At 29.6% G+C, this 15,852-nt stretch carries 11 protein-coding genes; 2 read left to right on the top strand and 9 right to left on the bottom strand.

Annotation, left to right across the window (positions count from 1 at the left end; translation table 11 throughout):
• Window positions 1-684: 684 nt before the first annotated feature.
• Window positions 685-1,389 carry an FAD-dependent oxidoreductase gene (locus tag AXY43_RS25865; protein WP_023975871.1) on the bottom strand — a complete coding sequence of 235 codons (705 nt, stop codon included), beginning with the start codon at window positions 1,387-1,389 and terminating at the stop codon, window positions 685-687.
• A 704-nt stretch (window positions 1,390-2,093) separates the two neighbouring features.
• Between AXY43_RS25865 and AXY43_RS25860 the strand changes: the two genes are divergently transcribed.
• Window positions 2,094-3,188 carry an IS4 family transposase gene (locus AXY43_RS25860; protein ID WP_243099114.1) on the top strand — a complete coding sequence of 365 codons (1,095 nt, stop codon included), beginning with the start codon at window positions 2,094-2,096 and terminating at the stop codon, window positions 3,186-3,188.
• A 174-nt stretch (window positions 3,189-3,362) separates the two neighbouring features.
• On the opposite strand, the gene dhaM is transcribed toward AXY43_RS25860, so the two are convergent.
• The 7 genes from dhaM to AXY43_RS25825 form a co-directional block, all read right to left on the bottom strand.
• Window positions 3,363-3,752 (bottom strand): dihydroxyacetone kinase phosphoryl donor subunit DhaM, encoded by a 390-nt coding sequence (gene dhaM / locus AXY43_RS25855; RefSeq protein ID WP_012058376.1) that lies wholly within the window; start codon window positions 3,750-3,752, stop codon window positions 3,363-3,365.
• A gap of 49 nt (window positions 3,753-3,801) precedes the next feature.
• Complete coding sequence (dhaL, locus tag AXY43_RS25850) at window positions 3,802-4,431, bottom strand: dihydroxyacetone kinase subunit DhaL (protein WP_023975873.1); 630 nt, start codon at window positions 4,429-4,431, stop codon at window positions 3,802-3,804.
• 154 nt (window positions 4,432-4,585) lie between these two features.
• Complete coding sequence (dhaK, locus tag AXY43_RS25845) at window positions 4,586-5,584, bottom strand: dihydroxyacetone kinase subunit DhaK (RefSeq protein WP_039771984.1); 999 nt, start codon at window positions 5,582-5,584, stop codon at window positions 4,586-4,588.
• A gap of 499 nt (window positions 5,585-6,083) precedes the next feature.
• A complete protein-coding gene (locus AXY43_RS25840) occupies window positions 6,084-8,162 on the bottom strand; it encodes a sigma 54-interacting transcriptional regulator (protein WP_243099113.1) in 2,079 nt (692 codons plus the stop codon).
• 539 nt (window positions 8,163-8,701) lie between these two features.
• On the bottom strand, window positions 8,702-9,622 hold the full coding sequence (locus tag AXY43_RS25835; RefSeq protein ID WP_077831117.1) for a polysaccharide deacetylase family protein: 921 nt from the start codon (window positions 9,620-9,622) through the stop codon (window positions 8,702-8,704).
• 143 nt (window positions 9,623-9,765) lie between these two features.
• Entirely contained in the window at window positions 9,766-11,505 is a 1,740-nt protein-coding gene (locus tag AXY43_RS25830; RefSeq protein ID WP_105412394.1) for an ABC transporter ATP-binding protein, read from the bottom strand.
• Window positions 11,506-13,239: an ABC transporter ATP-binding protein gene (locus tag AXY43_RS25825; RefSeq protein WP_105412393.1), complete on the bottom strand. Its 1,734-nt coding sequence runs from the start codon at window positions 13,237-13,239 to the stop codon at window positions 11,506-11,508.
• A gap of 140 nt (window positions 13,240-13,379) precedes the next feature.
• Between AXY43_RS25825 and AXY43_RS25820 the strand changes: the two genes are divergently transcribed.
• The gene (locus AXY43_RS25820) at window positions 13,380-14,246 is read left to right on the top strand and encodes a LysR family transcriptional regulator (protein ID WP_023975879.1); all 867 of its coding nucleotides are present in this window, start codon (window positions 13,380-13,382) and stop codon (window positions 14,244-14,246) included.
• A 436-nt stretch (window positions 14,247-14,682) separates the two neighbouring features.
• Here the strand turns inward: AXY43_RS25820 and AXY43_RS25815 are convergent, their stop codons facing one another.
• A complete protein-coding gene (locus AXY43_RS25815; protein WP_347501371.1) occupies window positions 14,683-15,789 on the bottom strand; it encodes an MFS transporter in 1,107 nt (368 codons plus the stop codon).
• Window positions 15,790-15,852 lie beyond the last annotated feature (63 nt).

Genomic DNA, 15,852 nt, shown 5'->3' with positions numbered 1-15,852 from the left:
CTACTGCTTAACATATCATCAATGCTAATTTGTATTTTTTACCAATTAATGTTATAATTATTATGCCATCTCAAATCGATATATTATGGAGGCGTAGCATATGAAACGTGCACATGTAAAAAAGCGTTTCGATAAGGATTTAATGAAAAATATATTTCTTTTTCTTAGTGAGCTACTCAATCTAATCTCTATAATTTTAAAACTCTTCAAATAACAATAGCACAAATATATACTTGAAACATTATTTATATTTTTAGGACTAGTATAATTATATTGCTTAAAAAACGTAAGTACCAATTACGCGAGATGGTAAGTTATTATAATTGAACGTCCTTTTTTATTCTTTAAATAATTATAATTCGAATAAATTCATGAATGATTTATACAAAAGATCATTCAAGTGAATTTAAAAATAACCCAAAGAATTTTTATTTTATCTATCACAACACAAGCATAATTATATCACTTTTGGGATTTAATGTAAATATAATTTTATATATTTTAGACCGACTCATTCTAAAAGTATACTTTAGTCTTATGAGTCCAATGCAAGATTACATCCCAACCGATAAGGACTTAGAAAGAGGATTCTTAGGTCTTCCTAAAATCCCTGGAATCCACTAATAAATCAAATATTATTCCTTCTCTCAATAAAACTGAGAGAAGGAACCCTTTTAATCATCTTTAGTCTTCTAAAAACTTTTGTTTTCTCTCATCTTTTCTATCTATAACAATATCATCAATTTTAACGTTATTTGCTCTTAATCTTTGAATAATATCCTTTATAAATGCGTCACTTCCAACTAAATAATACATAGCATCCTCTGATTTCATTGATTGGCTAAGTATTTCATAAAATTCTTTCCTAGAATTTATCCAAAAATTCTTATAATTTTCATCTGCTAATCTATCCAGTTGATTTTTAAATACAAATTTATCTGATGAGTCTATATTTATATTTGATAAGTATGAGATATTAGTTTTATCATTAATAAATGATAAAATAAGAGGTCTCATAGTAGCTATTCCAACTCCCATTGATATTAAGATTATAGGTTTATTTATACGTCTTAACCCCATTCTTGAACCTATCTTAAAAAATACAACTTCATCACCAATTTTTAATTCAGATAGCTTATTCTTGAATTCAGATTTGCTCCCTGGCACTCTTGTTGTTATGGCAATTTTATTTTCCTCTGGTAAAGTTGTAATGGACATGTGTCTTACCCATTCTTTTCTAGGCTGATCACCAATATCAAACCCAATATGCCCAATATGGGTATGTGAGCCAGGTTCCCATGTTAAATTTTCTGGTTTTTCAAAAAAATATGTTTTTGTATTATCTGTTTCATCAATTATATCAATAATTTTTAGTGTATATTTTTCCATAATCCCTCTCCTTTAATAACAATTCTCAATTTAATAGTATCAACTAAAATTTTTCAAGTCAATGTTTATAAATTTCAATTATAGATAATCCAACTAAAACCTGAACTTATGCATATAACTCGCCGAAATGAATAACATACTTTTGTTCCAGTTTCTAGTTGAGATATATTTCATAGTATAAATCTAACTTATAATTGGCTTATCTATATACAGATTTCCCAAGCAAGAATAATAACTTTTAGTTTTCATTTATAATATGTTTTATTATATTCATTAATGATGATGTCATTAATGTCTTATCACGAAAAATGATATATATTACAAAAATAATCCTTCATTATAACTCTAAAAAAATTTCAAAAATTTTATCCGCAATTTTGAAATGTGTACTGTGAATTGCAATATATATACTTTATAAAAAAATCCCAGGCGACTGTGGAGCCGTAGATTTTTTTTACGCATCTGCCTTTCCGAACGCATGTGAGGAAAATCTGGCAGGCGAATAAGATTTCTTTTTTATTCTTTTTCTATACAAAAACTAATTAAATAGCCTTCTTCATAAGTTATCCACAGATTCTATTACATTATAAATTCCCATATGTGTTGATTAACCAAAAAATAGAAGTGAAAATATATAAAAAATGAGGTCATTCTGTAGTAATATTAAAGTGCGAACCAAAATAATACTTAAGGAGAATGCCCTCATGAAAAATACTACCACTATATTTGATATATTTCAAACATTTTTAAGTGAAAAGGAAGTTGAAAAATTTAGTAAAGTTTTAGAATATGTTGATACTGCAAGAAAATTCACATTATATGATTTAATAAAATTCTTTATTGCAGCAGCTACGAATGAATATAAGAGTTATAGGGATGGCGTTGAGCATATGGAATCAGTAGGGCTAACACCAGTTGATTATTCAACTATTTCTAAAAAAGCCTCTAAGGTAGATTACAAAATTTCTAAAACTTTATTTGAGATTATTGTTTCTAAATGTAATCGTAGAATGCGAAGAATTCTAAATTTGCCAAAACAATTAATAGCAATTGATTCAACTACCGTGACCGTAGGTGAAAACCGTCTTAAATGGGCAAAATTTAATGGGAAGAAATCTGGAATAAAACTTCATATATCTTTAAATATTAATGACTTTACACCACAAAAAGTTATTGAAACTATTGCTAAAAAGCATGATGGACCGATAGGTGAAGGTTTAATAGATGTACACTCTATTTTAGTTGAAGATAGGGCTTATGAAAATCATGAGAGATTTGATATGTTTAAAGAAATAAAACAATCTTTTGTTATAAGAATAAAAAATAATACAATACTTTCAAAACCAAAGAAATTGAGAAGTTTAGGAGTAGTAGAAAATTCTTCTGTAATTCGAGATGTTACATGTTATTTAGGAAAAGAGACTAAAAAAACTCAAAATAGATTTAGAGTAGTTGAATTTACTGATTATTATGGTAAATCAGTAAAAGTGTGCACTGACCTAATGAACATTACTCCAGAAAAAATAGCAGAAATATACAAGGAACGTTGGAAAATTGAAACCTTCTTTAAATTTATAAAACAAAACTTGAATGTAAAAAGAATATTTGGAACAACTGAAAATGCTGTCTATAATCAACTTTTCATATCATTGATAGCTTATGTTTTGCTTCAATTTACTTATGTTGAAACGACTAAAAATTTAAAATATGTTAAATTATCACTAATTCAATTTATAAGAAAATTGCTTAAAAAAAGTCTTAAGGTCGAAGTCTATATATATATATTAACTTATTTTTGAAAAATATCAAAAATAAGTTAATAATTTAAAGTGAAAATTTGGTTAATCAACACTTGTGATAAATTCCTATAGAATAAAAAAATTAAGAAGATAAATTTATATTATAGAAATTTATCTTCTTAATCTATATAAATACTATTAAAATATTATTCTTCAGATAAATATTTTATTACTTCAAGGCATTTTTCCTAGATTCATGGGTTTTAATGCTTCTTCAATTTCTTCAATATTTTTACCTATACTACTTTCAACTGCTGCTGTCACAGCTCCCTCAACTATTGGGCAATCTACTATCTTTATTTTTTCCTTCATCTTTTCATCTAGAAATTCTATTGCCATTTCTGCATTCATAAAGGCACTGCCTAAATCAAAAATAATAATTACTCCATCTTCTGAATAAACATCTTCTATTGCAGCTGATATTTTATCCATATCAGTGCCAACTCTTCCGTCTGCTGTTCCTCCAGCCACACCTATAGCTACATTAGGTGCCATTTGACTTGCTAATTCCTTTACACCATCTGCTATATTTTTACTATGCGATATTATCACTATTCCTACCATATATATTCTCCTTCAACGACTATTTTGATGTAACTCAAAATAAAAACTACTAATTTAAAGCTTCATATATTGTTTCTAATATTATTGCAGAAGATGTAGCCCCAGCATCTTGGTGCCCTAAACTTCTTTCTCCAAGATAACTTGCTCTTCCCTTTTTAGCTATAATTTCTTTTGTATGCTCTACACCTTTATAAGCAGCTTCTTTTGCTGCTTTTAAAATTTCCTTGACTTCAATCCCGCTATCTATACCTTCTTTTATTGATTTTAATGCTGGCTCTATAGCATCTATCATAGTTTTATCATCAGCTTGACCTTTACCTCTCATTTTTATACCTTCAAGAGCCTCATCTAGCATCTTTGCGAAATCATTAATATCAACTTCCGATTTTCCATTAACACTTACAGCTGCCTTCATAAAAGCTGTTCCATATAGTGGTCCTGAAGCTCCACCAACATTAGATACTAATGCCATTCCTGACTTCTTTAATATACCTCCGATATCATTTCCATCATCGTCTTTTATCTTTTCTACTACAGCCTTAAATCCCTTGCTCATATTAAGTCCATGGTCTCCATCTCCAATTGCAGCGTCTAGCTCTGATAAATATGCTTTATTTTCATCTATCTTTTCACTTATTTTTTCTAATATTTCAATTACTTTTTTTCCTTGAATACTCATTTCTATTCCTCCTATATAGCCTAATTTAGATGATGCTTATATATTATAAAGCTTCATCTAAATTATAATTCTTTGGTAGTAGAATCCGTCATACTCTTAGATATGCTCTACTAAATTCATCTAATCTCAAAAACTCTACCTAAAAATCTTTGCTTTATATTACTTTAAATGCTGGTGTGTTTGCTGGTGCATCTAATAATTCTTTTAATTCACTATCAAGTTTTAATACTGTTATTGAAAATCCAGCCATTTCAAGAGATGTCATAAATTCACCTACAAATGTTTTATGAATTTTAACCCCTTTTTCCTCCAATATTTCATTTACCTTTTTATTTACTATATATAACTCCATAAGTGGTGTTGATGATAAGCCATTTACCATGACTGCTACTTCTTCTCCACTACTCAATTTGATATCTTCTAGAATTTTGCTCATTAAATGTTCTGTAATTTCATCTGCTGTTTTTATTTCCTCTCTATGAGTTCCTGGTTCTCCATGAATTCCCATACCAATTTCCATCTCATTTTCTCCTAATGTGAAATTTGGTTTACCAGCAGCTGGTACAATACAAGATGAAATAGCCATTCCCATACTTCTAACATTTGATATTACTTTCTCTGCAACTCTTGTAACTTCTTCAAGACTAGCTCCTGTTTCAGCTTTAGCGCCTGCTATTTTGTGTATAAATATTGTTCCTGCAATCCCTCTTCGTCCTGCTGTATAAGTACTATTTTCAACTGCAACATCATCGTTTACTACAACAGCTTTTACATTAATCCCTTCCATTTCAGCCATATCTTTTGCCATTTCAAAGTTCATAACATCCCCAGTATAATTTTTAATTACAAGTAAAACTCCTTTACCTGAGTCTACAGCTTTTATTGCTTCATATACTTGATCTGGTGTAGGTGATGTAAACACTGCTCCTGCTACTGCTGCATCAAGCATTCCTTTTCCTACATATCCTCCATGAGCTGGCTCATGTCCACTTCCTCCACCACTTACTAAAGCAACCTTTCCATCTATTGGTGAATCTACTCTTACTAAAACATCTGCATTTTCTAATTTTTTTATATATTCCGGATGTGCAGCTACCATTCCTTTCAACATATCCTCAAGTACTAGATTTGCATCATTAATTATTTTTTTCATAAAATTCTTCCTCCCATATTTAAATATTCTTTATGATTAAAATTATTTATATCTAATTTATATACATATGTTGCAATTCAAAATGCACATTTCACAATTCACAATTACAGTTAAAATTCTTTTAATATTTTTAGAATTGCGATGAAGAATTATTTTTGCAATATATATAAGTTCTAAATAATATAATTCATTCATTATAAAATTATTAGCCTTTATTACCTAAGTAATATAAGATAACTTTTATGAATTAAATTTTTTAGAATATATGTAAATAATTTCGATTTGTTTTTATTTATATTTGTACTTTTATATAGAGCAATACTCATGCCACAATTTCAATTACTAATTAAATATACTTAAAAGTGTGTATTTTCGAGCCTTCTAGCCTAAAGTGCAAGTAAACATTTACAAAAAATTGTAATATAAATAGTATATCTCTTGGTAAAAAGTATCAAGTTGTTCTTTTTTATCATGATACTTTTTACCAGCTTGCTATTTTTTATTCCCAAGTTACCTTTTTCTCTATTCCATATTGTCTTGCCTTCGCGGCTACTGTTTTATGAGTAAGTCCTAATGCTTTTCCCGCAGCATTATAACTTCCATATTTCTTAAGTGCTTTTTCTATTATAATTTTTTCATATTCCTTTAGCGGTAATATTTCATCTGTTTCAATAAGCATGTCTATTTCATTATTATTTTTACTTTTGATTGCATTTTTAACTGTATTTATATCTTTTCTCATATAAGCTGGAAGATCACTTAATTCTATTACTTCTGTTTCATTTAAAGCCATTATTCTCTCTACCAGATTCTCTAACTCCCTTATATTTCCTGGCCATTTGTATTCTAATAGAGATTCCATTGCATCATTTGTTACTACAGTTATTCTTTTATTTATCCTTTTACCTATTTTATCTATAAAGTGTTCTAATAAAGGCGCTATATCTTGCTTTCTTTCTCTTAAAGGCGGCAAAAATATTGGAATTACATTTAACCTATAATATAAATCTTCTCTAAATTCCATTGACTTTACCATTTCTTCTAAATTTCTGTGAGTCGCAGCAATTATTCTAACATTTATTTTTATAGTTTCTTCTCCACCAATTCTTTGAAATTCTTTTTCTTGAATTACTCTTAAAACTTTAGCCTGCATACTCTTATCCATTTCTCCTATTTCATCTAGAAGTATAGTACCATTTTGAGCTAATTCAAATTTACCTAATTTTCTTTTTATAGCTCCTGTAAAAGCTCCTTTTTCATATCCAAAAAGTTCGCTTTCTAATAAGTTTTGAGGTATTGCTGCACAATTTACTCTAATAAAAGGTCCTTTGGAATTCTTACTTGAAAAATGTATTCCTTCTGCAATTAATTCTTTTCCCGTCCCACTTTCTCCTCTTATTAATACTGTGGTATCTGTTTTCGCTGCTTTTAATGTTGTAGCAAGTGCATCTAATATCTTCCCACTATGACCTATATACTTCGAAAAAGCAGAATCAGGTTTCTTAGTTCTCATAAGCTCTTCTTCTAAATAATCAGCTTTTGCGGAGACCTGAGTTAATTTCTCAGAAAGCTTTTGAACTTCTGTTACATTTTTAACTATAGACACAACGCCTGTTATTTCTCCGTCAATTATTATAGGGTTTACATTTGAAACTATTATTACACCATTTTCCTTATAACTTATAGCCCCTATGATACTTTCTCCTGTTTTAAGTACTTTAATTCTTGCCCCCTCTGGAGATACATCTCTAATATTTTTATTTAATATATCCTCTTCTTTTTCGTTCAAAATTCTAAGATACGCCTTATTTACGTATGTTATATATCCATCTGAATTTATAACACATATACCATCTTGTACTGTTTCTAATATAAGCTGTAGCCTCTCTTTCAAATCTTTCACCGTTTTTAGTTCATCTTTAACTTTTTCTAATTTTGAAATATCATTAAATACTGCTAATGCACCTTTAGGTTTCTTGTCTATTATTATTGGAGTTCTATTTATAAGTAATATTCTATTATTTATTATTTCTTTTACCATTAGCTCTGATTTGCCAGTTCTATTTATTTCATGAAGATTTGTGAATTCTATTATTTCATATACTTTTTTACCAATAGCATCACCAGAAGATATCCCTAATAATCTTTCTGCTTCCTCATTGAATATTGAAATTATATCTTTCTCATCTGTAGCAATAATTCCATTAGGTATATTACTAAATACATGCTCCAACGTTATAGTATTATTATTTATTATGTTATCAACTTGATTAATAGTACTTTTATCTTCTAAATCAAAATCACTTTGTAGAAAATCGCATAATTCATCTAACGGTTCTTTTGGATCTTCTCCATGAACTTCTACTATAATTTTCTCATTCTGCTTTACCTTCAATAAAACCAGGGGCATAAGACTTGTAGCTAAAATTTTCTTTTTATCTTTATAAATTATAAAAAACTTTAAATCATATCTCTTCTCAAGTTCGCTTACCTTATGAACAACCATAGCCAAGACTCTTGCATGCAATCCTTTACTGTGCCTTATAACCACTTCTTTGCTAAGTATCAAAATCTTCACTCCTAATCTTAGTTCTTTAACATATATATGTTGCAATTCACAATGCACATTTCACAATTCACAATTACGGGTAAAATTCTTGCAATATTTTTAGAATTATGATGAAGAATTAGTTTTGCAAAATAATATATATTATTTTAAAATACAATTTTACATTTTCAATAACCATTAACTTATACTCTTTTAACTCAATTGTATAAATTTCATTTTATCAATTTACATATTATACTAATGTAGGTATAAATGAAAGCTAAATTTTACCACCCAATCTCTTAATTCATTGGCTATTTATACAATACACTTTAAATAATGCACTTTAAACAATACTATAACTTAAAATTAACAATATAATATAAGTAATAAAAATCATTCATATTTTTAATTTTCGATTGGCTTAATGACCTTAACTTTCTGAATCAGTGTTTCCATAACTTATACTCTCAAGTGGTACAATGTCCACATGTTTAATCTGAACATAAAGTCCTAGAGAACAAAAAGTCTCCCCCTTATTTTATAAATAAGAGGGAGATAATAATTAATTATTCTATTATTTTAAATTCATAGCCTTGCTGTTTTAAATATTCTATTATTCTTGGTAAAGCCTTCGCTGTTTCTTCTTTTCCATAAGTATCATGCATTAAAATCAGTGCCTTTTCTCTATTACCAATACTTTTTATAGCTTCCTGGGTTAGTTCATCTGCATTCTTTTTATGAGTACCTTCTGCATCTCCTGATAATGCATTCCAATCAATTTGATGCCAATCCTTCTCATGTAGGGCTTTGTCCACTTTTTCTGCTCCTTGAGGATCCTTTTTACTCCATGTTTCTTGTCCACCTGGAAACCTAATTGATCGTGTTGAAAAATCTTCGCCCAAAACGTTTTTTAAAGCTTTATCTGTTTTATCAAAATCAGACATACAATTCTCCAAGCTTATTTTACCCTTTGGAAATAAGTAACCATAGTCATGTGAATATGAATGTATACCAATTGCATTACCTTCTGCTACTTCCCTCTTTACTAGGTTCTTGCTTGCATCATCTTTATCAACATACTTTCCTATAAGGAAAAATGTTGCATGTACATCTTCAGATTTAAGGATATCTAAAATTTGAGGGGTAACTGTTGTCGATGGGCCATCATCGAAAGTTAAGTAAGCAACTTTTTTACCATCAGCTCCATCAGGCTTTTGGTTCTTCTCTTGCTGCTCAATATACTTTTCTAAATATGCAACATCTTCTACGCTGCCATTGCTTTCCTTATTAACTGAATCGCTATTTTCTTTATCATCATTAATACTTTCTCCCGTGTTGCTAGCAGCTTGTACCGTCTTACTGCCTGCTGAAAATTTCTGTGCTGCTACTATGCTTCCTATAATTACAAGTAATGCAACTGCAACAATTAATATAGTAATTCTCGCTCTCTTAATATTTTTAGTGCTATTACTATTATTACGTTTCATTTTTCTACCTCTTATACATTTAAAAATTTATGATCCTCTATAGCCTTAAGAGACTCATGATAAAAAAGCTATATTATTAAATATGATATTACCTATACAATTTATACTAACATATAAATTTTTTTAAATATATAAACATCTTTTTACAGCTGATGCTTAAACTGACTGTTATAAAGTTCTGTATAAATTCCACCTTTATTTACAAGTTCCTCATGATTCCCTCTTTCAGCAATTTTACCATTCTTCATAACAAGGATTATATCTGCATCACGGATAGTAGAAAGTCTATGAGCTATAACAAAGCTTGTACGTCCTTTCATCATTGAAAGAAATGCATTTTGTATTTTTAGCTCAGTTCTTGTATCTACATTACTTGTTGCTTCATCTAATATGAGCATTGGCGGATCAATTAGCATTACTCTGGCTATAGTCAAAAGCTGCTTTTGACCTTCAGAAAGATTTCCTCCAGATTCAGTTATAATCGTATCGTAACCATCAGGAAGTCTTTTTATAAAACTATGAATAAAGGCAGCTTTAGCTGCATTTTCAACTTCTTCTAAAGTAGCATTTGGTTTACCATAAGCAATATTTTGCCTTATGGTTCCTTCAAATAGCCATGTATCTTGAAGCACCATACCAAATTGCCTTCTAAGATTATTTCTTGTAAGGTCATTTATACTCTTACCATCTATAGTAATCCTACCTTTCTCTAAATCATAGAACCTCATAAGTAAGTTAACTATAGTGGTTTTGCCAGCACCAGTTGGTCCTACAATAGCTATTGTGCTTCCTTTTTTTATATTAACGCTGAAATTTTCTATAAGTGGAACTTTCTTATTATAAGAAAATGATACATTATCAAACTCAACATTTCCATCACAGCTCTCTATATTTTCAGCTTCTTTAGAATCTGCTTTTTCTGGCTCCTCATCTATAATAGAAAATATTCTTTCACAAGATGCAAGAGCTGCTTGAAGCTGAGTAGCTACACTAGTAATATTGTTTATTGGTTGCGAAAACTGTGTTGAATAGGTTAAGAAACTTGAAATAACACCAACACTTAACCCGCTTAAAACCGAAAGTATTCCTCCAACAAGGCCAACTAAAATATATGTAATATTATTTACAAATCTTGTGGCTGGATTAGTAAGCGATGAATAAAACTGTGCAAGCTGTCCGCACTTGTAAAGCCTTGAATTAATTCCCGAAAAGTTCTCTTGTGCTCTTTCTTCATATCCAAAAAGTCTTACTACTTTTTGGCTTCCCACGATTTCTTCTATATAACCATTTAATTCACCTAAAGTCTTTTGCTGCTCTTTAAACATTTTATTTGATCTCTTTGTAATGAAAGAAGCAATAAGAAAACAAAAAGGTGTCATTAAAACTATAACCAACGTTAATTTAAAACTTAAACTTACCATCAAAACAATTGAACTTATTATAGTTATGATTCCTGGATAAAATTGTGTTATTCCTTGAAATAACCCATCTGAAACATTATCCATATCATTTGTAAGTCTGCTTATAATATCTCCATGAGGATTTTTATCAAAGTATTTTAAAGGCAGAGAGCTTATCTTATTTAAGGCTTCATTTCTAAGATCTTTTACTGTGTTATATGCTACAGTATTAGCTACTATAGTAAATAGCCACGTAAATAGTGCACTTATTACATATATTACTCCTAGTATTATAATTGTCTTAATTAATCCATCAAAATCAACTTCACCTTTAGCAACTATATGATCAATAGACCTTCCCACTATTAACGGCATAAATGCTATAAGTATATTACTTATTAGCGCAAATATCAGAGATGCAAACATATATCCTTTATATTTTGAAACATAACTAATTAATCTAGAAAATGTACTTTTTTTCATTTACATAGCCTCCTTTGTAATTTGAGAGCTACATATTTCTCTATAAACCTCGGACTCTTTAAGCAATTGTTCATGGTTTCCAACTCCCGCAAGTTTTCCGTCATCTAATACAATTATTAAATCAGCATCCTTTACAGTGCTTATTCTTTGAGTTACCATAATTACAGTTGTATCACTGGAATTTTCTTTAAGAGCTTTTCTAAGTGCAGCATCTGTAGCATAATCAAGAGCACTTAAGCTGTCATCCATTATTAATATTTCAGGTTTCTTTACTAAGGCTCTTGCTATAGTAAGTCTTTGCTTTTGACCACCAGAGAAATTAACTCCGCCTTGGGATATATATGTGTCATATTTTTCAGGCATTTTTTCTATAAAATCTGCTGCCATTCCAATTTCAGCTGCCTTCTTAACTTCACCCATGCTTGCATTTTGAGAGCCCCATCTTATATTTTCTGATACAGTTCCGGTAAATAAAACGGCTTTTTGAGGAACTAGTCCTATATTGTTATCAATTTCTTTTTTATAATAATCTTTAACATTAATTCCATTTAGCAAAACATTTCCTTTGCTTGTATCATATAGTCTAGGTATTAAATTAACTAAAGTAGTTTTTCCTGAACCTGTACCACCTATTATCCCAACCATTTGTCCTCTTTTTATTTCAAAAGAAATATTACTTATTGCATCTTCCTTAGATCCTTTATAAGAAAAAGATACATTATCAAATTTAATTATTGGAATATCTTTATTAATATTTTTACTAAACTCAGAATTTCCACTGTACTTAATACTTGGTTCTGTTCTAAGTACCTCATTTACACGAGCTGCACTAGCTGCTGCTTTAGTAAAAGTAACTATAAGGCTAGCAAGTACTATGAGCGCCGATAATACCATGTTTATATAATTTATATAAGCTATAACCTGTCCTGTTGTCATTCCACCTACATTTACTCTTATTCCGCCAAACCAAATTACTGCCATAAGTGCAAAATTCATTATTACACTTGTAACTGGATTCATAAGCGCAGATATTTTTCCTACCTTAATTGCAGTGCTTGCAAGTTCCTCATTCGATTCTCTAAATCTTACTTTTTCACCTTCTACTCTTGAAAATGCTCTTATAACTCTTACTCCAGATAGATTTTCTCTTAAAATAAGCGACAACTTATCAAGTTTTCTTTGAACCACCTTATATAGAGGAAGAGATTTATTCATAATAAGATATATTGCAAAAGCAAAGAATGGAATTGATAAATACATTATAAGCGACAATTTCACGTCAAGATACATAGCCATTATGATTCCGCCGATGCAAAGAAACGGCACCCTTATAGCAAGTCTTATAAGCATTGCAAGGCCAAATTGAAGCTGATTCACATCATTTGTAACACGATTAATAAGAGATGGCGTCCCAAAATCATCAATCTCATTATATGAAAAAGTTCCTATCTTTTTGAACATCTCATTTCTAAGAGCCGTCCCAAACCCTTGTGAAGCAATAGATGCAAAATACTGACATGTAAAAGATGATAACACACCTAAAATTGCCATAGAAAGCATTATTAATCCTATTTCAAATATATAGTTTATGTTTTTTGTTCCTATTCCTTTATCTGTTATAAATATCATTATTGTTGGTATTGATATTTCAAAGACAGCTTCAAGCAACTTAAATATAGGACCTAATGTAACTTGCCTTTTATACGGTTTTACGAATTTTAATAAATAGTTCAAGATTTATCCCCCTATCTGTAATGTCTTATTGAACATTTTCAAAATTTCCTTTATCATTATAACAAAAACATATCTATATAAAAAATACATAATATGTATCGATGCCATATATTTTTTGTATATCAGAAGGTGGATAAAAAATGGATATTAAACAATTAAAATATTTCTATGCAATCGCAGAAGAAGGTCAAATAACAAATGCAGCCAAAAGACTTCATATGGCTCAACCCCCTTTAAGCTATCAGTTGAAAAACTTAGAAGATGAACTCGGCGTTAAACTTGTTGAACGAGGAAGTCGAAATATAAAACTTACCGATGCTGGAGTTATACTTTATAAGCGCGCTAAGCAGATATTATCTTTAACAAAATCTACTGAAAATGAATTAAAAGATTTTAAACAAGGAAATCACGGGACCTTATCCATAGGCACTGTATCTTCATCTGGAGCGTCACTTTTAGATAGCAGGTTAAATATATTTCACGAAAAATACCCTTTCATAAATTTTGAAATTCATGAAGGGAATACCTATGAATTATTAGAGTTATTGGATAAAGGTATAATTGAAATCGCTATTGTAAGAACTCCATTTAACAATTCGGGAATAAACTCAATTTTTTTACCAAAAGAGCCTATGGTTGCAGCTATGAGAAAAGACTTAAACTGGACTGATAGTGAAATCATAAACATTACTGAATTAAATAATAAACCCTTGATATTCTATAGACGATTTGAAAGTCTCATATTTAAAGTATGCCAAGATTTTAATTTTCAGCCAACTGTATTTTGCAAAAATGATGATGCACGAACTTCCCTGCTTTGGGCGAATTCTGGACTTGGAATCGCCATAGTACCAAAATCTGCAATAAAATTAATAGGTTCTTCAAGTATAATTTACAAAGAAATTGATAGTGACATATTAACAACTCAGATAGCTATAATATGGTCAAAAACAGGGTACCTTTCATCATCTGGAAAGAATTTTTTAGACCTGTTCGAAAATACGTAAATTTTTAATATCGGACTTGATTACTTTTTAAAAAAGTTTAAAACAACAGCAAACTCGCTGATTATTCAAAAACAGCTTTATAAAGTTCATCAGTTATCCCAATAATTCAGTGGTAACTTTACTAATCACACAATATAATTTTTTAGTCTACTTGATTATCTCATTAGAATATGAAATAAATAAAGCTGAGGCTTTCTTATATAAGAGCGCCCCAGCTTTTAATTAATATTTATAACGTCTCAATCATTGTTAAATATTCTCTAACTATACTCTATAATTTAATTTACTTACATCAATATACGTTAAAGATTAGTTATTTATTTTTAAGCTTTTCTTACATTCCATTTTATAAAATACACTACTCCAACGCTAGAAATAGTACTCAGAATAACGATGCTAAAAAGGCTAAAATTAAAATCTATTAATTGTCCAAAAATCAGTTGTCCAGGGGCACGCTTACTGTAGCTACTGCTGTAGAAAAAGCACTGACCTTTCCAAGCATATCTCCCCTTACTTCCTGTTGAATATAGTTTAAAGATATAATATTAGATAAAGCCAAAGATAACATTATTCCAAAACCTCCAAATGAATAAAGCCCTAAAATAAAGAATTTATTTTCAGCATTTAAGTATACAGCTATTCCCATAATTATTAGAGCAATTACCATAGGATACATGGTCTTATGTAATTTTTTCACACTAAATAATTTAGGCCTAAAGGTTATTGCCATGCCTCCTATTATCATGCCTGCAACAAATATAGCTTCTATAAAACCATACATACTGGAAGGCAGACTCATTTGTATATTAATAAAATATGGAGTCACAACACTTAAAATCGGCACCACAAAAATATTAGTCAGAGCATAAGAAACTATGATTCCTAAGACGATTGTCTTTCTTTCCTTTAAATATATAAAACTCTTTTTCATTTCCTTTATTGATTTTAAGATAGGATTTTTAAATTTCTCCCTTATTTCCAAATCAGGAATATTTAAAAATAACTCTAAGATTGCGCATATTAAAAAGCTTATAGCATTTATTATTACAACCAGCTTTATTCCAATAAAACTATATAAAATCCCTCCAAGTACTGGTCCAAGCAAATTAACTACATATCCAACCTGCTGAATTATTCCATTAGCTGAAGGTAATTTTTCCTTTTCTATAATTTGAGGAATAGAGGCTGTAACGGCTGGACTGTATAAAGTATAAATAACACTTAACATAAACATTACAATACCTACTATTATGGTATTATCTCTTCCACTCATAAGTATTATTCCATAGGCGCCCATTAATACACTACTTACAAAATCAAGATAAACCATTATTTTTTTCCTGTTTACTGTATCCGCAAGGAAGCCTGCAATTGGTGCAAATAAAACATATGGAATAGTTGATATTGCTAATATGGTTGAAAAAACTCCAGCACTTCCTGTTAAATTTAAAATATATAAAGACATACAAAATCTCTGAATTGCATTTCCAAATAGAGATATTATCTGACCAATAACAATTATAATAAAGTTCTTATTTCTCATGTTATCCTCTTTCACGGCACAATCAAAAAAATAATAGACCAATATGCTTGCCTATTTCGCGTC

The sequence above is a fragment of the Clostridium sp. MF28 genome, assembly GCF_002969175.1.
In the GTDB taxonomy this organism is placed as follows: Bacteria; Bacillota; Clostridia; order Clostridiales; family Clostridiaceae; genus Clostridium; species Clostridium beijerinckii.
This window is presented reverse-complemented; position numbering and strand designations above follow the sequence as displayed.